Raw genomic sequence first — 25132 nt, 5'->3', positions numbered from 1 at the left:
CCGACCCCGCGGGCCGAAGCCGCGGGCGCGACTACCAGGCGGGCGGCGGCCCGTACCGGTGCTGTCCGGTCGTCGGATCCGCCATGTCCGGCCCATCGCCCAGCCCCTCCGCCGCGGCGCGGCGCCGGGCTGTCAGGATCCATACGCCCAGCCCGATCAGCAGGAGCGAGCCCGTCCCGAAGCCCGTGTAGGCCACCGCCTGGAGCGTGGCGCGATCCTCGCCCTCCGGTCGGCCCATGGAGTCGGGCTGGAGCGGCGAGGCCGCCTTACGGGCCTCCTGCTTCTCGGCGTCCGTGAGCCCGAAGCCCGCCTTGACCGCGTTCCCGTCGTAGGCCGGGCCGCCGCGCGCCGTGCCCGCGACCCGTAGCCGCAGCGTCACCGGAACCGTCCGGTCCAAGTGGGGTTCCACATTCGGGGGACTGAGCGTGACCGCCAGGTAGTACCCGCCGGTGAGGCTCATGGCGCGCACCGAGTAGTCGGCCTTCGCGTACCGGTTCCCGTACGCGGCCGGGGCGGTGCTGACCTCGGTCTGCGGCCGCTCGCCGTCCTGGGCCAGGGCGGTGCCCCGCTTCGCCAGCCCCCGCGCCGGGTTGTAGGCGCGCATGGCGATCGCCTGGTTGAGCAGACTGGTGCTCTTGTCCGCTCCGTCGGCGGGGAGTTCGGCGACGGCGGATATCTGCTGCCCCCAGTCGACCGGCACCCGGTAGAAGTGCGTCTCCCCCGGTTCGAAGTCGTCCTGCCACACCCCCGTGGACACCAGCGGCGCGTCGGAGAATCCCCGCCCGCCCTGCCGGGGCCTGGCGCCGCCGGACGGCGGCTGGGGCGGCTCGGCGTGCCAACTGCCCTCCGGAGCCTGGCCCGTGGAACCGCCCTTCACCGGCGGCTCCACCATCAGCCGCAGCTCCAGCGGCCAGCTGTCGGGGTCCGCGGAACCGGCCTGGCGCTCCACGGTGACCAGATACCGGCCCGCCGTGCGGCAGGACGCCACCGAGCCCGAGCCGGTCTGACGGGTGACGTAGTCGGCGAGGGGATAGGCGACCCCCTTCGTCTCGATCCGCCGGGGGACGGTGTCGCAGACACCGCCCGCGGGGTTCTTCAGCGTCACCGTGACGCCGTCGCGGTACGAGACGACACCCGCGCCCGGCCGGGGCGCGGCGACCGCCGAGACGTAGGCGGCGGACTTCGCGTCGAGGTCGACGCCGTAGAACCGCTTCTCGCCGGGCCCCAGGCTGTCCGCGTACGTCCGGCCGGATCTCAGGGACGGGGCGTCAGCGCCGCTCCCGGCGCCCTGCACCGGGGTGCCCCGGACCCGGTACTCCCGGGCCCCCGTGGGGCTTTCGGCGGCCGCGACCGGGATCTGCGCCGCCATCGCCGCCACGGCGCACAGCGCCGCCACCGCGGTGAGACCGGCCCTGTCCCTGCTGCGGTGTTTCATCGCGTCCCCCCTCGTCGTACCGGTCGTCATACCAGCCGACCAGCACGTCACATTTGCTTATGCAAGCGATTTCTTTGCGAGAGTAAAGACGAGGGCCCCGACCGCTGCAGCGATCGGGGCCCTCGTAATGGGACTGTGGGGGTCACACACCCGAACCTGCGGGCACGGAGTCGGTCGCCTCCGTCCACAGATCCTGCTCGGCGCGATCCGCCTGGATCTGGCGGTACACGAGGAGCCCGCCGATGGCGGCCAGTGCGACCAGGAGAAGCTTCTTCACCGCGCTACCTCGTCTCTTTCTTGACGTAGGGGACCTCTGGCGCCCGATGATACACACCGACCGATACCGTTCGGTGACCTATGCCGGGCTTCGGTCGGGCGGTATCCGGTCATCAACTCCCCGGGCACCCAAATGAATCAGCCTGGACGGAGAATCTCCGTCCAGGCTGATCATGCCGGTGGGGCTAACAGGACTTGAACCTGTGGCCTCTTCCTTATCAGGGAAGCGCTCTAACCGTCTGAGCTATAGCCCCGCGCTGCACCGAAAGATTAGCGCACCACCGGCCCAGTCCCAAAATCGGTAACCGCGGCCGTACCCGCTCGGCTACTCGTCCTCGGCGAGCGTCAGCTCCACGCCGCCCACGAAGCCCGCCGACAGGTTGTAGATGAACGCGCCCAGCGTGGCCAGCGCCGTCGCCAACACCACGTTGATCACGGCGATCACCGAGGTGAACGTCATGACGCGGGGAAGCGACAGGAACGACTGCAGATCGAAGCCGCTGCCCTGCTGCCCCTCGGTCGCCTCGCTGAGGGTGCCGCCCACCGCGCTGAAGACGCCCATGGCGTCCATGACCATCCACAGCACCGACGCCGCGACCACCGTGCAGATCCCGAGCGCGATCGCGAGCAGAAAGCTGACCTTCATGACCGACCACGGGTCGAGCTTCGCGACCCGCAGCCGCGCCTTGCGCGTACGCGGCGCCGGGCGCGCGGCAGGCGCACCGCCGCCGGTGCCGGTGCCCGGGCGGCGCGCCGCCGCCCCGTGGGGCTGCTGTCCGGGCACGGCGGGCTGTACGGCGGTCCCGCGCCCGGCCGTGGCCGCACCGCCGCCGGGCGGCGGTGCGTAGGCCTGCGGCGGGTGGTACGGCCGCTCGGCCTGCGGCTGGGCGGCCCGCTCACTGGGCAGCGGGCTCGACGCCTGCCGCTCGGGCTGCGGCTCGGGCTGGGGATCCGACGCGGGCACGGGACGCAGCTTCCGGGTGTCCGTCACCGTGCCCCCGTGGGAGTCGGCTCCGCCCTGGGAGTCGGCGGCAGGGCCACGGGCGTCCTTCGCAGCGGACGCACCGCCCCCGGAGGGCGGGGTCTTCGACCCCGGACGCCCTTCGGATCCCGTGCCGCCACCCGCTCCGCCCGTGGCTCCACTCACGACTTACTCCTCGGTCGTCTCATCGGCCGGGGACGGCGTGCCCCCGGCCACCTCGGACGCGGCCCCCTCGGCTGCCTCGATCGCGGTCTCGATGACGTCCTCGACCTCTTCAGCCTCACGACCGGCCTCGGCGTTCCGGGCGATGCCGACGACGGCATCGCGCTTGCCCAGGTTGATCAGTTGGACGCCCATGGTGTCACGGCCCGTCTCCCTGACCTCGCTGACCCGTGTACGGATCACACCGCCGCCGAGCGTGATGGCGAGGATCTCGTCGCTCTCCTCGACCACCAGCGCCCCGACCAGCGAACCCCGGTCCTCCACGATCTTGGCGGCCTTGATTCCGAGGCCGCCGCGACCCTGGACGCGGTACTCGTCGACGTTCGAACGCTTCGCGTACCCACCGTCGGTGGCGGTGAACACGAACGTACCGGGCCGGACGACATTCATCGAGAGCAGCTCGTCGTCCTCGCGGAAGCTCATGCCCTTCACGCCCGAGGTCGCGCGCCCCATCGGCCGCAGCGAATCGTCGGTCGCCGTGAACCGGATCGACTGCGCCTTCTTGCTGATGAGCAGCAGATCGTCCGCGGCGGAGACCAGCTCGGCGCCGATCAGTTCGTCCTCGCGGCCGTCGTCCATCTCCCGGAGGTTGATGGCGATCACGCCGCCGGAGCGCGGCGAATCGTAATCCTTCAGTGGCGTCTTCTTCACCAGACCCGACTTGGTGGCCAGCACCAGATACGGCACCGCCTCATAGTCGCGGATCGCCAGGATCCGGGCGATCTGCTCGTCCGGCTGGAACGCCAGCAGGTTCGCGACGTGCTGGCCGCGCGCCTCCCGGCCCGCGTCCGGGAGTTCGTACGCCTTGGCCCGGTAGACCCGGCCCTTGTTGGTGAAGAACAGCAGCCAGTGGTGGGTGGTCGAGACGAAGAAGTGGTCGACGATGTCGTCCTGCTTCAGCTTCGTCCCGCGCACGCCCTTGCCGCCGCGCTTCTGCGAGCGGTAGTCCTCGGTCTTGGTGCGCTTCAGATAGCCGCCGCGGGTGATCGTGACGACGATGTCCTCCTCGGCGATCAGGTCCTCGATGGACATGTCGCCGTCGAAGGGGACCAGCTTGGAGCGCCGGTCGTCGCCGAACTTCTCGACGAGCGCGGTCAGCTCCTCGCTGATGATCTGCCGCTGCCGCTCGGGCGAGGCGAGGATCGCGTTGTACTCGTTGATCTTCGACTGCAGCTCGTCGTGCTCCTGGATGATCTTCTGACGCTCCAGGGCGGCCAGCCGCCGCAGCTGCATCTCCAGGATCGCGTTCGCCTGGATCTCGTCGATCTCCAGCAGCCCCATCAGGCCGCCGCGCGCGGTGTCGACCGTGTCGCTGCGCCGGATCAGCGCGATGACGTCGTCGATCGCGTCCAGCGCCTTGAGCAGGCCGCGCAGGATGTGCGCCCGCTCCTCGGCCTTGCGCAGCCGGAAGCGGGTCCGCCGGACGATGACCTCGACCTGGTGGGTGACCCAGTGGCGGATGAACGCGTCCAGCGACAGGGTCCGCGGCACGCCGTCGACCAGCGCCAGCATGTTGGCGCCGAAGTTCGTCTGCAGATCGGTGTGCTTGTAGAGGTTGTTGAGGACGACCTTGGCGACCGAGTCCCGCTTGAGCACGATGACCAGGCGCTGGCCGGTCCGCGACGAGGTCTCGTCGCGGACGTCCGCGATGCCGCCGACCCTGCCGTCCTTCACCAGGTCGGCGATCTTCTGCGCCAGGTTGTCCGGGTTGACCTGGTACGGCAGCTCGGTGACCACCAGGCACTGGCGGCCCTGGATCTCCTCGACCTCGACGACCGCGCGCATCGTGATCGAGCCACGGCCGGTGCGGTACGCCTCCTCGATGCCCTTGCGGCCCACGACCAGCGCGCCGGTCGGGAAGTCCGGGCCCTTGATCCGGTCGATCAGGGCGTCGAGCAGCTCCTCCGAGGTCGCCTCCGGGTTCGCCAGGAACCACTGGGCCCCCTCGGCGACCTCGCGCAGATTGTGCGGCGGGATGTTGGTGGCCATGCCCACCGCGATCCCCGCCGAGCCGTTGACCAGCAGGTTCGGGAAGCGGGCCGGGAGAACCGTCGGCTCCTGGTTACGGCCGTCGTAGTTGTCCTGGAAGTCGACGGTCTCCTCGTCGATGTCCCGGAGCATCTCCATGGCCAGCGGGGCCATCTTGCACTCGGTGTACCGCATGGCCGCCGCCGGGTCGTTGCCCGGGGAGCCGAAGTTGCCGTTGGAGTCGACCAGCGGCATGCGCATGGACCACGACTGGGCCAGCCGCACGAGGGCGTCGTAGATGGACGAGTCACCGTGCGGGTGGTACGTGCCCATCACGTCGCCGACGACGCGGGCGCATTTGTAGAACCCCTTCTCGGGGCGGTATCCGCCGTCGTACATCGCGTACAGCACGCGCCGGTGCACCGGCTTGAGGCCGTCCCGGACGTCGGGCAGCGCACGGCTCACGATGACGCTCATCGCGTAGTCGAGATACGAGCGCTGCATCTCGGTCTCGAGGCCGACCGCCTCGATGCGCATGGCGGCGCCGTCGGCGAGTTCGTCGGGCGTGGTGGGGTTGTTCTCGTCGGCCATTGCTGGTCAAGTCCTTCTGTCGTCTACGGCTGCGGGTGGCCGACTCAGATGTCGAGGAAGCGGACATCCTTGGCGTTGCGCTGGATGAACGAGCGCCGCGCCTCGACGTCCTCGCCCATCAGGACCGAGAACAGGTCGTCGGCCTGCGCCGCGTCGTCCAGCGTCACCTGGCCGAGGACCCGGCTGTCGAGGTCCATGGTGGTCACGCGCAGCTCCTCGGCGTTCATCTCGCCAAGACCCTTGAAGCGCTGCACCGAGTCGTCCTTGATGCGCTTGCCCTGCTCTCGGCCGGCCTGGATCAGGGCGTCCCGCTCCCGGTCCGAGTACGCGTACTCGAAGTCGTCCCGGCCCCACTTGATCTTGTAGAGCGGCGGGCGGGAGAGGAAGACGTGCCCGGCCTCGACCAGCGGACGCATGAAGCGGAAGAGGAACGTCAGCAGCAGGGTGTTGATGTGCTGGCCGTCGACATCGGCGTCCGCCATAAGAATGATCTTGTGATAGCGGAGCTTGGCGATGTCGAAGTCCTCGTGCACACCGGTGCCGAAGGCCGAGATCAGCGCCTGGACCTCGTTGTTCTGCAGGATCTTGTCGACCCGTGCCTTCTCGACATTGAGGATCTTGCCCCGGATCGGAAGGATCGCCTGGTACTGCGGGTCGCGGCCGGACTTGGCCGAGCCACCGGCGGAGTCACCCTCGACGATGAAGATCTCGCACTTCGCCGGGTCGTTGGACTGGCAGTCGCTCAGCTTGCCCGGCAGCGACGCGGTCTCCAGCAGCCCCTTGCGGCGGGTCAGGTCGCGCGCCTTGCGGGCCGCCACCCGGGCCGTGGCCGCCTGGATCCCCTTGCGGATGATGTCCGCCGCCTCGTTGGGGTTCCGGTCCAGCCAGTCGGTCAGGTGCTCGTTGACGATCTTCTGGACGAAGGTCTTCGCCTCGGTGTTGCCCAGCTTCGTCTTCGTCTGGCCCTCGAACTGCGGCTCGCCCAGCTTGACCGAGATGATCGCGGTCAGGCCCTCGCGGATGTCCTCACCGGTGAGGTTGTCGTCCTTCTCGCGGAGCAGCTTCTTGTCGCGCGCGTACTTGTTGATCAGGTACGTCAGCGCGGCCCGGAAGCCCTCCTCATGAGTGCCGCCCTCATGGGTGTGGATGGTGTTCGCGAAGCTGTAGACGCCCTCGGAGTACTGGGTGTTCCACTGCATCGCGATCTCGAGGGAGAGCAACCGCTCCTTGTCCTCGGCCTCGAAGCCGATCACCGTGGGGTGGACCAGCTCGCCCTTGCGGGAGTTGAGGTACGTGACGAAGTCGACGATGCCGCCCTCGTAGTGGTACTTCACGGAGAGCGGCTTGCCCTCCTCGTCCACATGGGCCTCGCGCTCGTCCTTCAGCGAGATCGACAGCCCCTTGTTCAGGAACGCCATCTCCTGGAAGCGCCGGGACAGCGTCTCGAACGAGTACTCGGTGGTCTCGAAGATGTCCCCGTCGGCCCAGAAGGTGACCGTCGTACCGGTCTCCTCCGTGGCCTCGTTCCGGGCCAGGGGCGCGGTCGGCACGCCGGTCTTGTAGTCCTGGGTCCAGCGGTAGCCGTCCGTCTTGACCTCGACCGAGACCTTCGAGGACAGCGCGTTGACGACGGACACACCGACGCCGTGCAGACCACCGGAGACCGCGTAGCCGCCGCCGCCGAACTTGCCGCCCGCGTGCAGCACGGTCAGCACGACCTCGACCGCCGGCTTGCCCTCGGACGGAATGATGCCGACCGGGATACCGCGGCCGTTGTCGATGACGCGAACCCCGCCGTCGGGGAGGATCGTGACGTCGATGGTGTCCGCGTGACCGGCCATGGCCTCGTCGACGGAGTTGTCGACGACCTCTTGGACCAGGTGGTGCAGGCCGCGCTCACCGGTGGAACCGATGTACATACCGGGTCGCTTGCGGACCGCGTCCAGCCCCTCCAGGACAGTGATCGCACTGGCGTCGTACGACGGCGGAGCCAGGGCCTCGCCGCCGGGGATGGACGTGATGTTTTCGATGGGGTTGCCGGAATCGGCCACGAAGCGCCCTTTCTGGCACAGCACATGCCGTCTCCGGGCAGGCAGGAGCGGCTGCGTCGTTCAACATGTGTCCGCAAGCGCTCGGTGCGCCAGCGGCGACGGTGTACTCGCCCAGTCTACCGGTAGCGCCGACAAGAATGGGGGCTTGCTGGCGCCTGAGTCCGCATGTGCCGCCCTGAACCGGTCGCCAGCGACTCCCCATATGCGGGGACGGGCTCCAAGAGGCTCACACCGCCACTCAGCGCTTCGAGCTGTCAACCACCGGCTACCGTGACCGGGGTCTCAGCCGTCACCCTCTGCTCAGGCGTCCATACGGGCCCCGGGAGGCGCTGAGTACGGGGCCGGGGCGGGGTCCCGACGGGCCCGGCGGACGGCGCGTGGACGGCCCGGTCAGCCGTAGGTGTCCCCCGGGCCGGTGCTGCCGGGGGAGCGCAGCGGGCCATAGCGCCGGGGCGGTCCGCCTGGGCCCAGCACCTTGATCAACCGCACCGTGCCCTGCCCGAGGTCGGCGTTGAGCCGGGCCACCAGCTGCGGTGCGAGCAGCCGCAGCTGGGTCGCCCACGCCGTGGAGTCGCAGCGCACGGTCAGCACCCGGGCGTCCTCGTCGTACCGCTGCGGCTCGCAGTGCTGGGCGACCTCCGGCCCCACCATCTGGGGCCAGCGGCCCATCACCCCGCCGACCGCCGCCGGTGCCTCCCAGCCCCGCTCGGTGATCAGCCGGTTGATCGCCGCCCCCAGCGGGAGCGGATCGCGTCCATCGGCGCGCGCGCCGGAGCGCAAGCCCCCTCGACGCGCCTGCTTCTTCTGCTGGGCGGCCGCTCCGCGGGCCCGCGCCTGCTCCTTGGCGGCGCGCAGCGCGACACGCGCCAGATCGACGCCCGAGGGCTCGGGGGTCTTCGCGGGCTCGTCCGTCATACCCGTCGCACCTCCCCCTCGGCCACCGCGTAACGCACGCCCGCCAGCACCTCCGGGACGTCCTCCTCCACGGCCGCCGTGACCAGCACCTGCTCGCCGGGGGCGACCAGTTCGGCCAGCCGCTCCCGGCGCCGGGAGTCCAGTTCGGCGAAGACGTCGTCCAGCACCAGCACCGGTTCGGCGCCCTCCGCCCTCAGGAGGTCGTACGAGGCCAGCCGCAGCGCGAGCGCGTACGACCAGGACTCGCCATGGCTCGCGTAGCCCTTGGCCGGGAGCTGCCCGAGCTTGAGGACGAGGTCGTCGCGATGCGGTCCCACCAGCGTGACTCCGCGCTCGATCTCCTGTTTGCGCGCGTCGGCCAAGGCCGCGATCAGCCGCTCGTACAGCTCCTCGCGGCTGCCGGCCGCGGTCAGGTCCTCACCGGCCGAGCCGCGGTACTCCAGCAGGACCGGGCCGCCGCCCGGGGCCAGTCGCTCGTACGCCTTGTCGGCGAGCGGCTGCAGCACGGAGATCAGGTCGAAGCGCTGGGCGAGCAGCTCGGCGCCGGTCCGGGCCAGGTGCTGGTCCCAGACGTCGAGGGTGGACAGCGCCGCGTCGCCACTGCCACTGCCGCCGCGTGAGCCGTGCCGACGGGCCAACGCGGCGGTCTTCAGCAGGCTGTTGCGCTGCTTCAGCACCCGGTCGTAGTCCGAGCGGACCCCGGCCATGCGCGGCGCACGGGCGGTGATCAGCTCGTCGAGGAAGCGGCGGCGCTCACCGGGGTCGCCCTTGACCAGGGCCAGATCCTCGGGCGCGAACAGCACCGTGCGCAGGATGCCGAGCACATCGCGGGGTCTGACCTGCGAGGACCGGTTGATGCGGGCGCGGTTGGCCTTGCCGGGGTTCAGCTCCAGCTCGACCAGCTGCTGCCGGTCCCCCTGGACCACCGCGGCCCGGACGACGGCCCGCTCGGCCCCCATGCGCACCAGCGGGGCGTCCGAGGAGACGCGATGGCTGCCGAGGGTGGCGAGATAGCCGACGGCCTCGACCAGATTGGTCTTGCCCTGGCCGTTGGGCCCGACGAAGGCGGTGACGCCCGGGCCCAGGGCGACCTCGGCCCGGGTGTACGAGCGGAAGTCCGCGAGCGACAGATGCGTGACGTGCATAGTGGGCTGCGCCGACCTCCCCCGGCAGTACTACACCCTTGAGGTGCTGCTTACTTGGTGCTCTCGACCGAGTGACCACCGAACTGATTGCGCAGCGCGGCGACCATCTTCATCTGCGGGGAGTCGTCCTGACGCGAGGCGAAGCGGGCGAACAGCGACGCCGTGATCGCGGGCAGCGGCACCGCGTTGTCGATCGCGGCCTCCACGGTCCAGCGGCCCTCGCCCGAGTCCTCGGCGTACCCGCGCAGCTTGCCCAGGTGCTCGTCCTCGTCCAGGGCGCGGACGGCCAGGTCCAGCAGCCAGGAGCGGATGACAGTGCCCTCCTGCCACGAGCGGAACACCTCGCGGACGTCGGTGACCGAGTCCACGGCCTCCAGCAGCTCCCAGCCCTCGGCGTACGCCTGCATCATCGCGTACTCGATGCCGTTGTGGACCATCTTGGCGAAGTGGCCCGCGCCGACCTTGCCCGCGTGGACGGCTCCGGCGCTGCCCTCGGGCTTGAGAGAGTCGAAGATCGGCTGCACCTGGGCGACATGCTCGGCCGCACCGCCGTACATCAGCGCGTAGCCGTTCTCCAGGCCCCAGACTCCGCCGGAGACACCGCAGTCGACAAAGCCGATGCCCTTGGTGTTCAGCTGCTCGGCGTGCTTCTCGTCGTCCGTCCAGCGGGAGTTGCCGCCGTCCACGACGATGTCGCCGGGCGACAGGAGTGCGGCCAGCTCGTCAATGGTGGTCTGGGTCGCGACACCGGCCGGCACCATGATCCACACCACGCGCGGACCCTTGAGCTTGCTCACCAGCTCGCCGAGGCTGTGAACATCGGCGACGTCCGGGTTGCGGTCGTATCCGATGACGGTGTGGCCTGCGCGGCGAATACGCTCGCGCATGTTGCCGCCCATCTTGCCGAGGCCGACGAGACCGAGCTCCATCAGTGATCCTTATGCCGTAGTCAGTGCGGTTCGTACCTGGGACCGAGCCTACGCCCGCGGGTGTCCGCACAGATGTTGGCTACACCCGCTCATCCGTTCGGCCCTCGGCTGCTCAACCGCTCAGCCGGACCGGCATGATCAGGTACTTGTACGCCTCGTCCGCCTCGGCATCCATCGCGGGCTTGCCACTGAGCAGGGCGGGCTTCGTCGACGTGGTGAACGACAGCTGGGCGACCGGAGAGTCGATCGCGCTGAGCCCGTCGAGCAGGAACGTCGGGTTGAAGGCGATGGAGATGTCGTCGCCGTCGAGCTGCGAGTCGACGCGCTCCACAGCCTGTGCGTCGTCGCTGGAACCGGCCTCCAGGATCAGCACGCCCTGCTCGAAGCTCAGCCGCACCGGAGTATTGCGCTCGGCCACCAGCGCCACACGCTTGACGGCCTCGACGAAGGGCGCGGTCTCGATCACCGCGACGGAGTTGAACTCGGTCGGGAAGAGCGTGCGGTACTTCGGCAGGTCGCCTTCGAGCAGCCGGGTGGTCGTACGGCGCCCGGCGCCCTCGAAGCCGATCAGCCCCTCGCCCGCGCCCGAGCCGGACAGCGCCAGAGAGACCGTGTCGCCGCTGGTCAGCGACTTGGCGGTGTCGAGCAGCGTCTTGGCGGGGACCAGCGCGACAGCGGAGATGTCCGGCGTCTCCGGCTTCCACAGGAACTCCCGGACCGCGAACCGGTAGCGGTCGGTGGAGGCCAGCGTGACGGTGTCGCCCTCGATCTCGATCCGCACACCGGTGAGCACGGGCAGGGTGTCGTCCCGGCCAGCCGCGATGGCGACCTGGGCGGCAGCGGCGGCGAAGACCTCACCCGGGACGGTGCCGGTGGCGGTCGGCATCTGCGGCAGCGCCGGGTACTCCTCCACAGGCAGTGTGTGGAGGGTGAAGCGCGACGAGCCGCAGACGACGGTGACGCGCACACCGTCGGTGGAGATCTCCACAGGGCGATTGGGGAGAGCGCGGCAGATGTCGGCGAGAAGGCGGCCGGAGACCAGGACCGTGCCGTCGTCCTCCACGTCCGCTTCGACGGAGACGCGGGCCGAGACCTCGTAGTCGAAGCCGGAGAGGCTGAGAGCGCCTTCCTCCGCCTTCAGCAGGATGCCCGCGAGGACGGGCACCGGCGGACGGGCCGGGAGGCTGCGGGCCGTCCAGGCCACTGCCTCCGCGAGTACATCGCGCTCCACCCGGATCTTCACCGGAAACCGCCTCCTGCTGTTGCTGGCTCGCCCTGCTGGCCTTCGTCGTCGGCTGATGTGCCGGAGACCAGTCTGACGCACGCTGCTGACAGTCGGCGCGGCTCGGGGTCAAGTCGGTGCGAGTCGTGTCGGGCGGCCCGGCCCGAAGTTGTGCACAGGCCCCACTTCGAAGCGGTTTCCTCGCTCTAACTCTGTGGTCGTAGTAGTAGGGCCTGTGGAAACCGTGGAAAACTGACTTTGCGCAGGTCAGGGCCGGTTTTTTGTCCACCGGTCCTGTGGGCGACACCCGTGGACAACTCAGTGTTTCTGTGGACGCCGGAAAGTTCTGCACACCCGATGCACAGGAGACGCCTGGTTCTCCCCAGCGGCGTCCCCAGTTTTACCCACCTTCCCCACAGCCCAACCCGGCGCCTTGGTGTGACGCCTTTCACTCGGTCCGGTGAGAGCGGCCATTTCGTTGCCGAACAGTGGACAGGCGTGTGGAGAAGCTGTGGGCGACGGGCCTGTGGCTGTGGGCGGCCGGTGGACAACTCGAAGCACGGCCTGTGGGCAGTTTCTTCGTCCACAGTCTGTGGATCAAGGTTTGCCACAATTCCACACCCTGCTGACCTCGACTGATCCCATCCTGCACCCCGAGCCTGTGGACGGATTCTGGACAACGGGGAAGTCCCCAAGGTGTGGACGGTGCATCCGCTGTGAATCTGTGGAGAACTGCCCTGTCAGGGCCTGGAATCGAACAGCCGGGGAGACCGAACGACGAAGGGCGCCCCGGGAGTTGTCCGTCCCGGAGCGCCCTTGAGCGTCTCTGCGGTGCCGCAGCGCTGTCTCCGCGGCTGTCTACGGTGCTCTTCTGCGGCGTCGCTGCTGTGGTGCCTCTGCGGCCCGCTCAGCCGTTCTTGATGCGATTGGTCAGCTCGGTGACCTGGTTGTAGATCGAGCGCCGCTCGGCCATCAGCGCCCGGATCTTGCGGTCCGCGTGCATCACGGTCGTATGGTCCCGGCCGCCGAACTGCGCGCCGATCTTGGGCAGGGAGAGGTCGGTCAGCTCACGGCACAGGTACATCGCGATCTGCCGCGCCGTGACCAGCACCCGGCTGCGGGAGGCGCCGCACAGGTCGTCCACGGTGTGCCCGAAGTAGTCGGCCGTCGCGCCCATGATCGCGGTGGCGGTGATCTCCGGGGCCGCGTCCTCGCCGCCGGGGATCAGATCCTTCAGGACGATCTCGGTGAGGCCGAGGTCCACCGGCTGCCGGTTCAGGCTCGCGAAGGCCGTGACCCGGATCAGCGCGCCCTCCAGCTCCCGGATGTTGCGGGAGATCCGGGAGGCGATGAACTCCAGCACCTCCGGCGGCGCGTTCAGCTGCTCCTGCACCGCCTTCTTGCGGAGGATCGCGATGCGCGTCTCCAGCTCCGGCGGCTGCACATCGGTGATCAGACCCCACTCGAAGCGGTTTCGGAGCCGGTCCTCCAGGGTGACCAGCTGCTTGGGCGGCCGGTCGGAGGAGAGCACGATCTGCTTGTTGGCGTTGTGGAGCGTATTGAAGGTGTGGAAGAACTCCTCCTGCGTCGACTCCTTGCTCGCCAGGAACTGGATGTCGTCGACCAGGAGGATGTCCATGTCGCGGTAGCGCTTGCGGAACGCGTCCGCCTTGCCGTCGCGGATGGAGTTGATGAACTCGTTGGTGAACTCCTCGGAGCTCACGTAGCGCACCCGGGTACCGGGATAGAGGCTGCGGGCGTAGTGCCCGATTGCGTGCAGCAGATGGGTCTTGCCGAGCCCCGACTCCCCGTAGATGAAGAGCGGGTTGTACGCCTTGGCCGGCGCCTCGGCGACCGCGACCGCCGCGGCATGCGCGAAGCGGTTGGAGGCGCCGATGACAAAGGTGTCGAAGAGGTACTTGGGATTCAGCCGGGCGGTCGGCTCACCGGGGCCGGACGCGGGCGCGGGCTGCGCGGCGAGCGGGCCGGGGGCGCCGGTCTGCGAGGGAAGGACGGGCGGACCGCCGCGGGCGCGCTCCAGCGGGTCGGGGAGATCGTGGCGCTGCTGCTCGTACGGCGGACGGTCGGGTACGCCGTGACTTCCCGGCCTGCCTGGACCACCCGGACCGCCTGCCCCCGGGATTCCCCCGGGCGCGCCCGGACCGGGGCGCTCGGGGCCGGGGCCCCGGTAGTCGCCGCGCGGCTGCTGGTCGTACGGCTGCTGGTCGTAGCCGGACGAAGAGTGCTGTGACGCGTACGGATCGGCCTCGGGGAAACCGCCGAGCCGGGGCTGCTGCCAGCCGTAGTCGTCATGGGGCCGCTGCCAGGCGGCGGGCTCGGGGCGCGGCTGCTGATAGCCGGGGTACGCGGGGCGGACGCTCGGCAGCTCGTCGGGCACCTGGCGGCCGTAGGCGTCGCGGCCCTCGTAACTTTCGTAGCTGTCGCGACTGTCGCGGCTGTCGTATCCGTCACGGGCGTCACGGGCGTCACGGGCGTCACGGCTCTCGTATCCGTCGCGGCGATTCTCATAGCCGTCCCGGCTGTCCCGGCTCTCGCGCTGCAGCTGCTGCGGGACGATCGGTTCACCGGCCGACTCGTCGACGGTGATCGCGATGCGGATCGGGCGGCCGCACTCCCGGCTCAGCGTTTCGCTGACGATGGGGGCCAGCCTGCCCTCCAGTACGCCCTTGGCGAATTCGTTGGGGACGGCGAGGAGGGCGGTGTCGGCGACGAGTGCGAGGGGCTGGCACCGTTTGATCCAGTGCTCGTCCTTGGCCTCGACGCCCTGTCCTCCCTGACCCGTGCCTTCTCCCAGAAGCCGTTCGAGCACGCGTGGCCACACTGCGGCAAGATCGGCAGGTACGTCAGCCACAGGGCACGCTCTCTCACTCGCTGGGTGGGGGACGCCGACATGTCCCACCAAAGGTGGTTCTCGGGACGGGTGGGAAGGAATCGGAGCCCGGCCACGGTAGTCAGGCCGGGGTACAGGGTTCAAGTCGTTGTCCACAGGGTGTGTACAAATGTGCCATGTGATGTCGCGGGACGTACCCTTGCCCCGCGAGCGGATCGGGCGGGGTGCCGTCCGGACCGTCTGCCGGTTTGACCGGATGGCGTAACCGCGCGTACCGTAACCAGGTCGAGTTGTCGATGGCTGCTGCCGCCTGCCTCCGATGGGCAAGGGTCACGGACTTCATGATCCGTGATCGTGAAGCGGTGCACTCGGGCGTATTGCGAGCTACTCGTGGGCGCACGGTGACAGCCAGGCGATGTACCGCCACTACCCGATTCATTTCTGGAGCCCCCGAGTGAGCAAGCGCACCTTCCAGCCGAACAACCGCCGCCGCGCGAAGACCCACGGCTTCCGGCTGCGTATGCGCACCCGTGCCGGCCGCGCGATTCTCGCGTCCCGCCGTAGCAAGGGTCGCGGCCGCCTGTCGGCCTGAGCAGCCTGACCCACAAGGTCCATGACGTGCTGCCTACCGAGCATCGGCTGAGGCGGCGCGAGGACTTCGCGGCCGCGGTACGCCGAGGACGCAGGGCCGGTCGCCCGCTTCTTGTCGTGCACTATCGCAGCGGCCTCACCAGCAAAAACACGGACCCGCACGCACCTGGGGAGAGTGCTCCCCCGGCGCGTGCGGGTTTCGTCGTCAGCAAGGCGGTCGGCGGTTCCGTCGTCCGCAATCTGGTGAAGCGCAGACTGCGCCATCTCATGCGGGACCGTCTCGATCATTTTCCCGCAGGTAGCCTTGTGGTCGTACGGGCGCTGCCCGGTGCGGGTGAGGCGGGTCATGACCAGCTGGCCCGCGACCTCGACACCGCAGTGCAGCGGCTACTGGGAGGGGTGCCGCGATGAAGTACCCGCTGCTGTGGTTGATCAAGCTGTACCAGTGGACCATCAGCCCCATGTTGGGACCGGTCTGCAAGTACTACCCGTCGTGCTCGCACTATGGCTACACGGCCATTGACCGGCACGGCGCGGTAAAAGGAACGGCGCTGACGGCGTGGCGCATCCTGCGCTGCAACCCATGGTCGCTCGGTGGCGTCGACCACGTGCCGCCCCGGAAGCATCCGGTGTGGCACCAGCGGCTGCGGAACCGCTTCGGCGGGCACTCCGCTGTGGAACCTGCCGCACAGCCCGAGACCCAGCCCAACGCCCAAGGAGCCTGATTCGTGGACACGATCCTCGGTCCTCTTTATGACGTAGTTTCCTGGATCATCGTCCAGTTCCACTCGTTCTACAGCCTCATTTTTGACCGGAACAGTGGCTGGGCGTGGGGTCTGTCCATCGTTTCGCTGGTGGTGCTGATCCGTATCTGCCTGATCCCGCTCTTCGTGAAGCAGATCAAGTCGACGCGGAACATGCAGGCGCTCCAGCCGAAGATGAAGGCGATCCAGGAGCGCTACAAGAGCGACAAGCAGCGTCAGTCCGAAGAGATGATGAAGCTGTACAAGGAGACGGGCACCAACCCGCTCTCCAGCTGCTTGCCCATCCTCGCGCAGTCGCCGTTCTTCATTTCGCTGTACCAGGTCCTCAACCACATCGCGAACAACAAGACGGTCGGCGTCATCGACCAGTCGCTGCTGGACAGCGCCCGTAACGCGCACATCTTCGGCGCTCCCCTCTCGGTGAAGTTCCTGGACTCCGCCTCGAAGGTCGAGTCCCTCGGAGCGTCGCTGACGGACGTACGGATCGTGACGATCACCATGATCGTCCTGATGTCGGCGTCGCAGTTCTTCACCCAGCGCCAGCTGATGACCAAGAACGTCGACCTCACGGTGAAGACGCCGTTCATGCAGCAGCAGAAGATGCTGATGTACGTCTTCCCGATCATGTTCGCCGTCTTCGGTATCAACTTCCCCGTCGGTGTCCTCGTCTACTGGCTGACCACCAACGTCTGGACCCTCGGCCAGCAGATGTTCGTCATCCGCCGTAACCCGACCCCGGGCAGCGTCGCCTTCGAGGCGCGCCAGGAGCGGCTGCGGGCCAAGGGCAAGCTGAAGGAGGAGCCGGCCGAGGTCGCCTCCAAGAAGGCCGCCGAGACGGCCCGTGCCAACCGGCAGCAGCCCAAGCGGCAGACCAAGTCGAAGCGCACCACCGCTGGTGGCCACGGCCACAGCAGGGCGACGGCGCAGTCCGACTCCGTGGCGGAGCTGGACAAGTCCGACCAGGAAGAGACGCAAGCGAGCGCGGCGGAGAAGAAGGGCTCGCAGGGCGGCAAGCCGGCCGGCGGCTCGGCCTCCGGCTCCCGGAACACGAAGTCCGGGCAGCGCAAGGGCCAGCAGCGTCCCAAGCACCCGTCCAAGAAGTAACGAAGGAGTCCATCCGTGACGGAAGGCACCACCCCCGCCGCCGAGGGTGTCGACACCCTGACCCGCCTCGAACAGGAAGGGGAGATCGCGGCCGACTACCTCGAAGGTCTCCTGGACATCGCGGACCTCGACGGTGACATCGACATGGACGTCGAGGCCGACCGCGCAGCGGTGTCGATCATCAGCGAATCGACCAGCCGTGACCTGCAGAAGCTGGTCGGCCGCGACGGCGAGGTGCTGGAGGCCCTTCAGGAGCTGACCCGGCTCGCGGTGCACCGGGAGACCGGCGACCGGAGCCGGCTGATGCTCGACATCGCCGGATACCGGGCCCGTAAGCGCACCGAGCTGACCGAGCTGGGCACCAAGGCCGCGGAAGAGGCGAAGGGCTCCGGCGAGCCGGTGAAGCTCAAGGCGATGACGCCGTTCGAGCGCAAGGTGGTGCACGACGCGGTGGCCGCCGCCGGACTGAACAGCGAGTCCGAGGGCGAGGAGCCCCAGCGCTGTGTAGTCGTACTCCCGGCCTGACCAGGCCCGGCCTCATGGTCTACCCGGCCCCGTCTGCGCGCAGACGGGGCCGAATCTTGTCAGCCTTATATCAGCATCAGCGTCCAGCACAGTGCTCGGTACGGAAGGACGGTCCCCGTGACGGAAGCAGCGGAGCTCCCCCCGGCGCCCGAGGAGGCGCGGGATGTATTCGGTGAGCGCTTCCCGGAGGCCGTTCGGTACGGCGAACTACTGGCCGATGTGGGCGTGACCCGCGGGCTGATCGGCCCGCGCGAGGTGCCGCGGCTGTGGGAGCGGCACCTGCTGAACTGCGCCGTGCTCTCCGAGGTGGTGCCCGAGGGGGTCACCGTCTGCGATGTGGGCTCGGGCGCCGGGCTCCCCGGTATTCCCCTCGCCCTGACCCGCCCCGATCTGCGGATCACCCTGCTCGAGCCGCTGCTGCGCCGTACGAACTTCCTGCGGGAAGTGGTGGAGCTGCTGGGCCTGGACCATGTCACGGTCGTGCGTGGCCGGGCCGAGGAGGTCCTGGGGAAGCTCCCCCCTGTGCATGTGGTCACGGCCCGGGCGGTGGCCCCGCTGGACCGGCTGGCCGGTTGGGGGGTCCCGCTGCTGCGGCCGTACGGAGAGATGCTGCTACTGAAGGGCGACACGGCCGAGGAGGAGCTGAAGCAGGCCCGGGCGGCGCTGAGCAAGCTCGGTGTGGTGGACACCTCGGTGCTGCATGTCGGCGAGGGCATCGTGGACCCGCTGTCCACCGTGGTGCGGGTCGAGGTCGGGGAGAGCCCCGGGGGTGTGCGTTTCGCCGCGAAGCGCGCCAAGGCGGCGCGCAAGGCGCCACGGCGTCGCCCCTGATCCGGCGAGTGATCCCTCTGGGGATTCCTCTCGCGATTCCTCCGGCGTAGGCCGAGCGGCCCTGACGGGGTGCTCCATACAAGCTGCCTAAACTACGCATACCGGAGTGTCGCGACGAATCAACGGGCCTGCCCATGCATCGTGTTTCACGTGAAACGTCGCTCCCTGCTGCATGGAATCATCAGTCGCGGTCGTGCGGCGGCTCTGCCCCGCGACCGCCGCCCCCGCAAAGACGTGGATTCATCCACAGGAGAACGGGCCTCGCTGGTTCACAACCCCCAAAGCATGGCAGGCTCTGTGCATCGCGAGCCTGATGTCGAGGAGAGTGAATCCTTGCGGTCCGACGCCAACATCGCGGGGCCGATGACCGACCCGGTCCCCGGCCCCCGTACCGAATCGGCGGGGGAGGACGTTTCACGTGAAACTCCGCCCCCGATGGACGACACCCCTATTGGCCGTTCCGCTCAACTGGCGGTTGAGGCGCTTGGCCGGGCTGGTGAGGGACTGCCCAGGCCGGAGCAGACCCGGGTGATGGTGGTCGCCAACCAGAAGGGCGGGGTCGGGAAGACCACGACCACGGTCAATCTGGCGGCGTCTCTCGCCCTGCACGGCGGACGAGTCCTCGTGATCGACCTCGACCCGCAGGGCAATGCCTCGACGGCGCTGGGGATCGACCACCACGCCGAAGTCCCCTCGATCTACGACGTCCTGGTGGACAGCAGGCCGCTGTCCGATGTGGTGCAGCCGGTGCCGGACGTGGAGGGGCTGTTCTGCGCCCCGGCCACGATCGACCTCGCCGGTGCCGAGATCGAGCTGGTCTCCCTGGTGGCGCGAGAGAGTCGTCTGGAGCGAGCCATCCAGGCGTATGAGCAGCCACTGGACTACATTCTCATCGACTGTCCGCCCTCGCTCGGGCTGTTGACGGTCAATGCGCTGGTCGCCGGAGCGGAAGTGCTGATCCCGATCCAGTGCGAGTACTACGCTCTGGAGGGGCTCGGGCAGCTCCTGCGCAACGTGGATCTGGTGCGGGGTCACCTCAACCCCAAGCTCCATGTCTCGACGATCCTGCTGACGATGTACGACGGCCGGACGCGGCTGGCCTCCCAGGTGGCGGACGAGGTCCGCAGCCACTTCGGCGGCGAGGTGCTCCGGACGAGCATCCCGAGATCGGTGCGTATCTCCGAGGCCCCCAGCTACGGGCAGACGGTCCTCACCTATGACCCGGGATCGAGCGGAGCGCTCTCCTACCTGGAGGCGGCCCGGGAGATCGCGCTGCGCGGGGTCAACGTGCAGTACGACGCTCAGCACGCTCATGCCTTGCCCATGCCCGAGATCAGCCAGCACGACCAGCACAGCATGCAGGAGGGGATTCAGTGAGTGAGCGACGCAGAGGACTGGGCCGTGGGCTCGGTGCTTTGATCCCTCCCGCGCCGAAGGGGGCCGACAACGCCGGACCCGCGACGGGCGGGGGGACGGCCACCACCTCAGGGGGCACGACCTCACCGAGCGCGGTCCCGGTGCTCACCCAGGAGCGCGGAGTGGCGGCGGCCAAGGTGGCCGGGCTGTCCACGCAGAGCGTTCCACGTGAAACCGAGCCGCCTGCCCCGCCGGAGAAGGAACCCGAGGCCGCTCCGGCGCCCCCGGTGGACGAGGTGGCCGGGGCGCACTTCGCGGAGCTGCCGCTCGACTTCATCACGCCCAACCCCCGGCAGCCGCGTGAGGTGTTCGACGAGGACGCCTTGGCCGAGCTGGTCACCTCGATCCAGGAGGTCGGCCTTCTCCAGCCGGTCGTGGTGCGGCAGTTGGCACCCGAGCGCTACGAGCTCATCATGGGCGAGCGGCGCTGGCGGGCCTGCCGTGAGGCGGGGCTGGAGAAGATCCCCGCGATCGTCCGGGCCACCGACGACGAGAAGCTTCTGCTCGACGCGCTGCTGGAGAACCTGCACCGGGCACAGCTCAACCCGCTCGAAGAGGCCGCGGCGTACGACCAGTTGCTGAAGGACTTCAACTGCACGCATGACGAGCTGGCGGACCGCATCGGGCGTTCACGTCCGCAGGTCTCCAACACGCTGCGGCTGCTGAAGCTCTCTCCCTCCGTCCAGCGCAGGGTCGCGGCCGGTGTGCTCTCCGCGGGCCATGCCCGGGCCCTGCTCTCCGTGGACGACGCGGAGGAACAGGACCGGCTGGCGCATCGCATCGTTGCCGAGGGGCTGTCGGTGCGGGCGGTCGAGGAGATCGTCACCCTGATGGGATCGCGGTCGGGCGGCGCTCCCAAGGCGAAGGGGCCGCGGGCCGGTGCCCGGGTGTCCCCCGCGCTCTCGGATCTGGCGTCCCGGCTGTCGGACCGGTTCGAGACGCGGGTGAAGGTCGACCTCGGTCAGAAGAAGGGAAAGATCGTCGTCGAGTTCGCCTCGATAGACGATCTGGAGCGGATTCTCGGCAGCCTGGCACCGGGCGAGGGCCCGGTGCTGGAGCAGCCGCTGTCCGCCGAGGACGAGGCGGCGGAAGAGGACGAATGAGGCGCTGATCCGCACGGCCCGGCCGTGGGGAAGCGCGAAGGGGCGGGTCGTGTTCCGATGACATCGGAACACGACCCGCTCTTTGCTCAAGGGCGGTATCGGTGCAATCTCCGCACGGATACGATGCGATCAGGTAGGGCGGATCCATGGGGAGGCACCTCATGCGGAGGGCAGGGCCATGCGATCGGTGAGCCGCACCGGACTGGTGGCCACAGGGTTGAGCCTGGGTGCTGTCGGCGGTTTCGTCGGTAGTCTGATCAGGGAGCGTAGTGCGCTGTCAGCCGCCCGTGCCGCGGCTGGCCACGGAAGTGAGGGACTGGCTTCATGGGGCGTCGGCTTGTACCGCTCACGCTGGACAACCTCCCGGACATCCCCAAGCGCTGCCGCGCGTGTGTCTTCTGGGAGCTCGACCCGGTCAGCGGCGAGGCTGCGGTAAGGGCCGGACGTCCGGAGCTGGAGAAGGAAGCCTGGATCTCGGCCGTTCTGCTGGAGTGGGGATCCTGCGGCCGCGTGGTCTATGTCGACGAGGTTCCGGTGGGCTTCGTGCTCTACGCGCCGCCCGCGTATGTGCCGCGGTCCACGGCCTTTCCGACGAGTCCGGTCGCGGCGGATGCCGTGCAGCTGATGACCGCCTGGCTCATGCCGGGATACCAGGGGCAGGGGCTGGGCCGGGTGATGGTGCAGACCGTCGCGAAGGATCTGATCCGCCGGGGCTTCAAGGCGATCGAGGCGTTCGGGGACGCCGCCTGGAAGGAACCGGCGTGTGTGCTGCCCGCCGATCATCTTCTCGCGGTGGGCTTCAAGACCGTGCGGCCGCATCCGCGGTATCCCCGGCTGAGGCTTGAGCTGAGGACGACGATCTCCTGGAAGGAGGACGTCGAGCTGGCGCTGGACCGGCTGCTCGGCGCGGTCCAGAAGGAGCCGGCGCTTCGGCCGCTCTGAGAACTCCACGTGCCGGGAGCTCCACGTGCTGAGAGTTCCACGTGAAACGCGAAGGGGCTGCCCTCTCGGGCAGCCCCTTCGTCGGTGCGGTGGTGGCTCAGCCGATGAAGTCGGCCAGGTCGCGCTCGATCGCGGCCTTCGGCTTGGCGCCGACGATGGTCTTGGCGACCTCGCCGCCCTGGTAGACGTTGAGCGTCGGAATGGACATCACGCCGTACTTGGCGGCCGTGGCCGGGTTCTCGTCAATGTTGAGCTTCGCGATGACGATCTTGTCGGCGTGCTCGGTGGCGATGGCCTCCAGGGAGGGGGCGATCTGACGGCACGGACCGCACCACGCGGCCCAGAAGTCGACGAGTACCGGCTTGTCGCTCTTGAGGACCTTCTCCTCGAAGTCGGCGTCCGTCACGGTGACCGTGGCACCGGCCATGGCTAATCTCCTTAATCGTTGGTGCAGGGAAGGAAACGGATTCTCAGACGGTGGCGTCCTCGCCGTCGCCCAGGGAGGCCAGGAAGCGCTCGGCGTCCAGGGCGGCCGCACAGCCGGTACCGGCGGCGGTGATCGCCTGACGGTAGGTGTGGTCCACGACGTCACCCGCGGCGAAGACACCGGGCAGGTTCGTGCGAGTGGAGGGCGACTCGACCTTCAGGTAGCCCTCGTCGTCCAGGTGCAGCTGGCCCTTGAACAGCTCGGTCCGCGGGTCATGGCCGATCGCGATGAAAAGACCGGTGACCGGCAGCTCGGAGGTCTCGTCCTTCTTGACGTCGCGCAGCGTCAGCCCGGAGAGCTTGCCGTCGCCGTGGATCTCCGTGACCTCGCTGTCCCAGATGAACGAGATCTTCGGGTCGGCGAAGGCACGCTCCTGCATCGCCTTGCTGGCCCGCAGCGAGTCCCGGCGGTGAATCACGGTGACCGACTTGGCGAACCGTGACAGGAAGGTCGCCTCCTCCATCGCGGTGTCACCGCCGCCGATGACGGCGATGTCCTGGTCCTTGAAGAAGAACCCGTCGCAGGTGGCACACCAGGAGACGCCACGGCCCGAAAGCTCGTCCTCACGGGCCAGCCCCAGCTTGCGGTGCTGGGAGCCGGTGCTGACGATGATGGTCTTCGCGCGGTGCACCGTACCGGCGGAGTCGGTGACGGTCTTGATGTCCTCGCTGAGGTCGACCGCGGCCACATCGTCCGGGATCAGCTCGGCGCCGAAGCGCTCGGCCTGCCCCCGCATGTTGTCCATCAGGTCAGGGCCCATGATGCCCTCACGGAAGCCGGGGAAGTTCTCCACGTCGGTGGTGTTCATCAGGGCACCACCGGCGGTCACGGATCCTTCGAACACCAGCGGCTTCAAGGAAGCGCGGGCGGTGTAGAGCGCGGCCGTATAGCCCGCGGGCCCGGAACCGATGATGATCACGTTGCGGACGTCGCTCACGGATGTCTTCCTTGTCTCTGCCGACTGCCGACTGCTGACTGGACGGCGGCGCCTCCGAGTCTCCGGAGAACCGCTGCCATCCCACCCAACGGATCCTACGGGTCCCGCATTCCCGCGTGCTGCCTGGCGGGCCGTGGGTGTGGGCTGTGCCTCAGCCCCGCGGATACGTGCGGGTCACCAGAAGCTTCCCGGGGCTGGCGTGAGAGGCGGAGACGCAGGAGGCGTCGATCACGAAGGCATCGACGAGTGCACTGTCGGAGCGGTGCGGCATCACGACGATGTAGGCCGTCTTGCCGTCGTAGGTGTCCTGCTGCGCGGCGAGAACCGGCTCGGAGCGGCCGGTCCCGCGCTGGACGCAGGACGGAACCACCGGGTCCTCCGCGCGCAGCGGCATATCCGGAGTGTTCTGGGTGGTGACACCGCGCGACGGGGTGGAGGGGGCGGCCGGGGTGCTCTTCCGGTCGGCGAGCATCTCCTGCACCCGGCCCTTGAGGGTCCCGGTGGAGAGAGTGGCCTTCGCCGTGGAGCTGGGGTCCGCGTGGGCCGTGGTGCCGGGGCCACCGTTGTCGTCGTCGGAGCCACCCGGGAAGAAGAGGGTGCCGATGCCGATGACGGCAGCGACGCACGCGGCACCGAGCGCCACCTTGGGCCAGCGCCGGGAGCGGCCTGTACGGGCTCCTGGGCCGCCGCGGGGGGTGGTCTTGCGCCCGGGGCCGGTGGCGGCACGCGGTCGCCCTGCGGGCCGGTCCACGGCCGGGGAGGGCTTCCCCTCCACCGAGGGGCCCGAGGGGTCGGCCACGGGCTCGGTTTCACGTGAAACATGCCCTGCGGAGCCGGTGTCCTCGGTTTCACGTGAAACCGAGGTGCGATCGCCGGGGGCTGTCGCGTCGAGGAGGGCCTCGGCGGCGAGCGCGGCGTCGATCCGGCCCGCGATGTCGTCGGGCATCCGTACCGGCCCCGGGAGCGTGCCCAGCGTCGAGCGGATGTCGTCCAGGGAGGTCCGCACGTCGGCGCACAGCCCGCAGGTGGCGAGGTGCGTGCGCACATCGACGGTGCGGGACGGAGAGAGCAGACCTTCGGTGAGTGCGGAGATCTCCGCGACTTCCGGGTGCTCGTCCGTGTCCGTCGAGGATGTCACGCTCGCCCACCTCCGCCCTTCACGGCATCTGTGTCAGTCGGTCCTGCCGCTGGTGGGACGGATGTCCCCTGCGACCGGTTCCTTCCCCCGCCGGAGGGGACGCTACCCCTTCCGTTGGGATGGAGATGCGAGAGCAGTGGCAGCAGCCGGGCGCGTCCCCGCGCGCAGCGGCTTTTCACGGTGCCGGTGGGGACGTCCAGGACCTTGGCGGCCTCCGCGACGGGATAACCCTGCATGTCGACCAGCACCAGGGCCGCGCGCTGCTCGGGCGGGAGGGTGCGCAGCGCCCCCAGCAGCTCGCGGTGGAGATCGCCGCGCTCGGCGGGAGCGGCGGCCGATTCATGGGGCTCCAGAAGCTGCTCGAGCCGCTCGGTGTCGTCGACGGGGGAGGTGCGACGGGAGGCGGCCTTGCGTGCCCGGTCCAGACACGCGTTGACCGTGATGCGGTGGAGCCAGGTCGTCACGGCGGACTGGCCCCGGAAGGTGTGCGCGGCGCGGTAGGCGGAGACGAGCGCGTCCTGGACCGCGTCGGCGGCTTCCTCCCGGTCGCCGAGGGTGCGCAACGCCACCGCCCAGAGTCTGTCGCGGTGGCGTCGCACGATTTCACCGAAGGCATGCGGATCGCCGGCCACGTGCTGGGCAAGGAGCTCGCCGTCGCTTGCTCCGCCGATGGTGGCGTCGTCCAACGTCGAGCCCCCTCCCCGGTC

At 69.1% G+C, this 25132-nt stretch carries 23 protein-coding genes and 1 tRNA gene; 9 read left to right on the top strand and 15 right to left on the bottom strand.

Annotated elements, in window-relative coordinates:
• Positions 1-31: 31 nt before the first annotated feature.
• The 11 genes from ACZ59A_RS28590 to dnaA form a co-directional block, all read right to left on the bottom strand.
• Positions 32-1435 (bottom strand): hypothetical protein, encoded by a 1404-nt coding sequence (locus ACZ59A_RS28590; RefSeq protein ID WP_470964071.1) that lies wholly within the window; start codon positions 1433-1435, stop codon positions 32-34.
• Positions 1436-1577: 142 nt separating this feature from the next.
• Positions 1578-1712 carry a DLW-39 family protein gene (locus tag ACZ59A_RS28585; RefSeq protein WP_003958712.1) on the bottom strand — a complete coding sequence of 45 codons (135 nt, stop codon included), beginning with the start codon at positions 1710-1712 and terminating at the stop codon, positions 1578-1580.
• 179 nt (positions 1713-1891) lie between these two features.
• A tRNA-Ile gene (locus tag ACZ59A_RS28580) sits at positions 1892-1965 on the bottom strand.
• A 71-nt stretch (positions 1966-2036) separates the two neighbouring features.
• A complete protein-coding gene (locus ACZ59A_RS28575) occupies positions 2037-2858 on the bottom strand; it encodes a DUF3566 domain-containing protein (protein WP_470964068.1) in 822 nt (273 codons plus the stop codon).
• A 3-nt stretch (positions 2859-2861) separates the two neighbouring features.
• Positions 2862-5474 (bottom strand): DNA gyrase subunit A, encoded by a 2613-nt coding sequence (gyrA, locus tag ACZ59A_RS28570; protein WP_470964065.1) that lies wholly within the window; start codon positions 5472-5474, stop codon positions 2862-2864.
• A gap of 44 nt (positions 5475-5518) precedes the next feature.
• Positions 5519-7549: a DNA topoisomerase (ATP-hydrolyzing) subunit B gene (gene gyrB, locus ACZ59A_RS28565; RefSeq protein WP_470964062.1), complete on the bottom strand. Its 2031-nt coding sequence runs from the start codon at positions 7547-7549 to the stop codon at positions 5519-5521.
• 366 nt (positions 7550-7915) lie between these two features.
• The gene (locus ACZ59A_RS28560) at positions 7916-8440 is read right to left on the bottom strand and encodes a DciA family protein (protein ID WP_468043065.1); all 525 of its coding nucleotides are present in this window, start codon (positions 8438-8440) and stop codon (positions 7916-7918) included.
• Positions 8437-9585 (bottom strand): DNA replication/repair protein RecF, encoded by a 1149-nt coding sequence (gene recF / locus ACZ59A_RS28555; RefSeq protein ID WP_470964059.1) that lies wholly within the window; start codon positions 9583-9585, stop codon positions 8437-8439. Before recF ends, ACZ59A_RS28560 begins: the two co-directional genes overlap by 4 nt.
• Positions 9586-9635: 50 nt before the next feature.
• A complete protein-coding gene (gnd, locus tag ACZ59A_RS28550) occupies positions 9636-10514 on the bottom strand; it encodes a phosphogluconate dehydrogenase (NAD(+)-dependent, decarboxylating) (RefSeq protein ID WP_470964056.1) in 879 nt (292 codons plus the stop codon).
• 112 nt (positions 10515-10626) lie between these two features.
• On the bottom strand, positions 10627-11757 hold the full coding sequence (gene dnaN / locus ACZ59A_RS28545; protein ID WP_468043071.1) for a DNA polymerase III subunit beta: 1131 nt from the start codon (positions 11755-11757) through the stop codon (positions 10627-10629).
• 886 nt (positions 11758-12643) lie between these two features.
• A complete protein-coding gene (gene dnaA / locus ACZ59A_RS28540; protein ID WP_470964053.1) occupies positions 12644-14608 on the bottom strand; it encodes a chromosomal replication initiator protein DnaA in 1965 nt (654 codons plus the stop codon).
• A gap of 433 nt (positions 14609-15041) precedes the next feature.
• Between dnaA and rpmH the strand changes: the two genes are divergently transcribed.
• The 9 genes from rpmH (at position 15042) to ACZ59A_RS28495 (ending at position 21863) form a co-directional block, all read left to right on the top strand.
• On the top strand, positions 15042-15179 hold the full coding sequence (rpmH, locus tag ACZ59A_RS28535) for a 50S ribosomal protein L34 (RefSeq protein ID WP_009716483.1): 138 nt from the start codon (positions 15042-15044) through the stop codon (positions 15177-15179).
• Positions 15180-15205: 26 nt separating this feature from the next.
• A complete protein-coding gene (gene rnpA, locus ACZ59A_RS28530) occupies positions 15206-15589 on the top strand; it encodes a ribonuclease P protein component (RefSeq protein ID WP_468043075.1) in 384 nt (127 codons plus the stop codon).
• On the top strand, positions 15586-15903 hold the full coding sequence (yidD, locus tag ACZ59A_RS28525; RefSeq protein WP_009716485.1) for a membrane protein insertion efficiency factor YidD: 318 nt from the start codon (positions 15586-15588) through the stop codon (positions 15901-15903). The genes rnpA and yidD overlap by 4 nt, the downstream gene beginning before the upstream one ends.
• 3 nt (positions 15904-15906) lie before the next feature.
• Positions 15907-17046, top strand: coding sequence for a membrane protein insertase YidC (gene yidC / locus ACZ59A_RS28520; protein WP_470964050.1), 1140 nt, complete (start codon positions 15907-15909; stop codon positions 17044-17046).
• A gap of 15 nt (positions 17047-17061) precedes the next feature.
• The gene (locus tag ACZ59A_RS28515) at positions 17062-17571 is read left to right on the top strand and encodes a Jag family protein (RefSeq protein ID WP_468043080.1); all 510 of its coding nucleotides are present in this window, start codon (positions 17062-17064) and stop codon (positions 17569-17571) included.
• A gap of 117 nt (positions 17572-17688) precedes the next feature.
• A complete protein-coding gene (rsmG, locus tag ACZ59A_RS28510; protein WP_470964046.1) occupies positions 17689-18402 on the top strand; it encodes a 16S rRNA (guanine(527)-N(7))-methyltransferase RsmG in 714 nt (237 codons plus the stop codon).
• Between the two features lie 285 nt (positions 18403-18687).
• The gene (locus ACZ59A_RS28505) at positions 18688-19779 is read left to right on the top strand and encodes a ParA family protein (RefSeq protein WP_468043084.1); all 1092 of its coding nucleotides are present in this window, start codon (positions 18688-18690) and stop codon (positions 19777-19779) included.
• On the top strand, positions 19776-20921 hold the full coding sequence (locus ACZ59A_RS28500) for a ParB/RepB/Spo0J family partition protein (protein ID WP_470964043.1): 1146 nt from the start codon (positions 19776-19778) through the stop codon (positions 20919-20921). The genes ACZ59A_RS28505 and ACZ59A_RS28500 overlap by 4 nt, the downstream gene beginning before the upstream one ends.
• A gap of 324 nt (positions 20922-21245) precedes the next feature.
• Entirely contained in the window at positions 21246-21863 is a 618-nt protein-coding gene (locus ACZ59A_RS28495) for a GNAT family N-acetyltransferase (protein ID WP_355855061.1), read from the top strand.
• Positions 21864-21960: 97 nt separating this feature from the next.
• Here the strand turns inward: ACZ59A_RS28495 and trxA are convergent, their stop codons facing one another.
• The 4 genes from trxA to sigM all read right to left on the bottom strand — a co-directional run bounded on the left by trxA (position 21961) and on the right by sigM (position 25111).
• Positions 21961-22290, bottom strand: a complete 330-nt coding sequence (trxA, locus tag ACZ59A_RS28490) for a thioredoxin (RefSeq protein WP_468043089.1) — start codon at positions 22288-22290, stop codon at positions 21961-21963.
• A gap of 43 nt (positions 22291-22333) precedes the next feature.
• The gene (gene trxB / locus ACZ59A_RS28485; protein ID WP_468043091.1) at positions 22334-23287 is read right to left on the bottom strand and encodes a thioredoxin-disulfide reductase; all 954 of its coding nucleotides are present in this window, start codon (positions 23285-23287) and stop codon (positions 22334-22336) included.
• Positions 23288-23438: 151 nt separating this feature from the next.
• Positions 23439-24425 carry a hypothetical protein gene (locus ACZ59A_RS28480; RefSeq protein ID WP_470964040.1) on the bottom strand — a complete coding sequence of 329 codons (987 nt, stop codon included), beginning with the start codon at positions 24423-24425 and terminating at the stop codon, positions 23439-23441.
• Entirely contained in the window at positions 24422-25111 is a 690-nt protein-coding gene (gene sigM, locus ACZ59A_RS28475; protein ID WP_009716495.1) for an RNA polymerase sigma factor SigM, read from the bottom strand. The genes ACZ59A_RS28480 and sigM overlap by 4 nt, the downstream gene beginning before the upstream one ends.
• Between the last annotated feature and the right edge of the window lie 21 nt (positions 25112-25132).

The sequence above is a fragment of the Streptomyces sp. NPDC040405 genome (assembly GCF_055595765.1).
This window is presented reverse-complemented; position numbering and strand designations above follow the sequence as displayed.

What these genes read in the sequence shown, in the direction of transcription:
- ACZ59A_RS28590 (WP_470964071.1), bottom strand. Translation starts at nt 1,435, where the DNA reads ATGAAACACCGCAGCAGGGACAGGGCCGGTCTCACCGCGGTGGCGGCG.
- gyrA (WP_470964065.1), bottom strand. Translation starts at nt 5,474, where the DNA reads ATGGCCGACGAGAACAACCCCACCACGCCCGACGAACTCGCCGACGGC.
- ACZ59A_RS28560 (WP_468043065.1), bottom strand. Translation starts at nt 8,440, where the DNA reads ATGACGGACGAGCCCGCGAAGACCCCCGAGCCCTCGGGCGTCGATCTG.
- recF (WP_470964059.1), bottom strand. Translation starts at nt 9,585, where the DNA reads ATGCACGTCACGCATCTGTCGCTCGCGGACTTCCGCTCGTACACCCGG.
- gnd (WP_470964056.1), bottom strand. Translation starts at nt 10,514, where the DNA reads ATGGAGCTCGGTCTCGTCGGCCTCGGCAAGATGGGCGGCAACATGCGC.
- yidD (WP_009716485.1), top strand. Translation starts at nt 15,586, where the DNA reads ATGAAGTACCCGCTGCTGTGGTTGATCAAGCTGTACCAGTGGACCATC.
- ACZ59A_RS28505 (WP_468043084.1), top strand. Translation starts at nt 18,688, where the DNA reads ATGGCAGGCTCTGTGCATCGCGAGCCTGATGTCGAGGAGAGTGAATCC.
- ACZ59A_RS28495 (WP_355855061.1), top strand. Translation starts at nt 21,246, where the DNA reads ATGGGGCGTCGGCTTGTACCGCTCACGCTGGACAACCTCCCGGACATC.
- trxA (WP_468043089.1), bottom strand. Translation starts at nt 22,290, where the DNA reads ATGGCCGGTGCCACGGTCACCGTGACGGACGCCGACTTCGAGGAGAAG.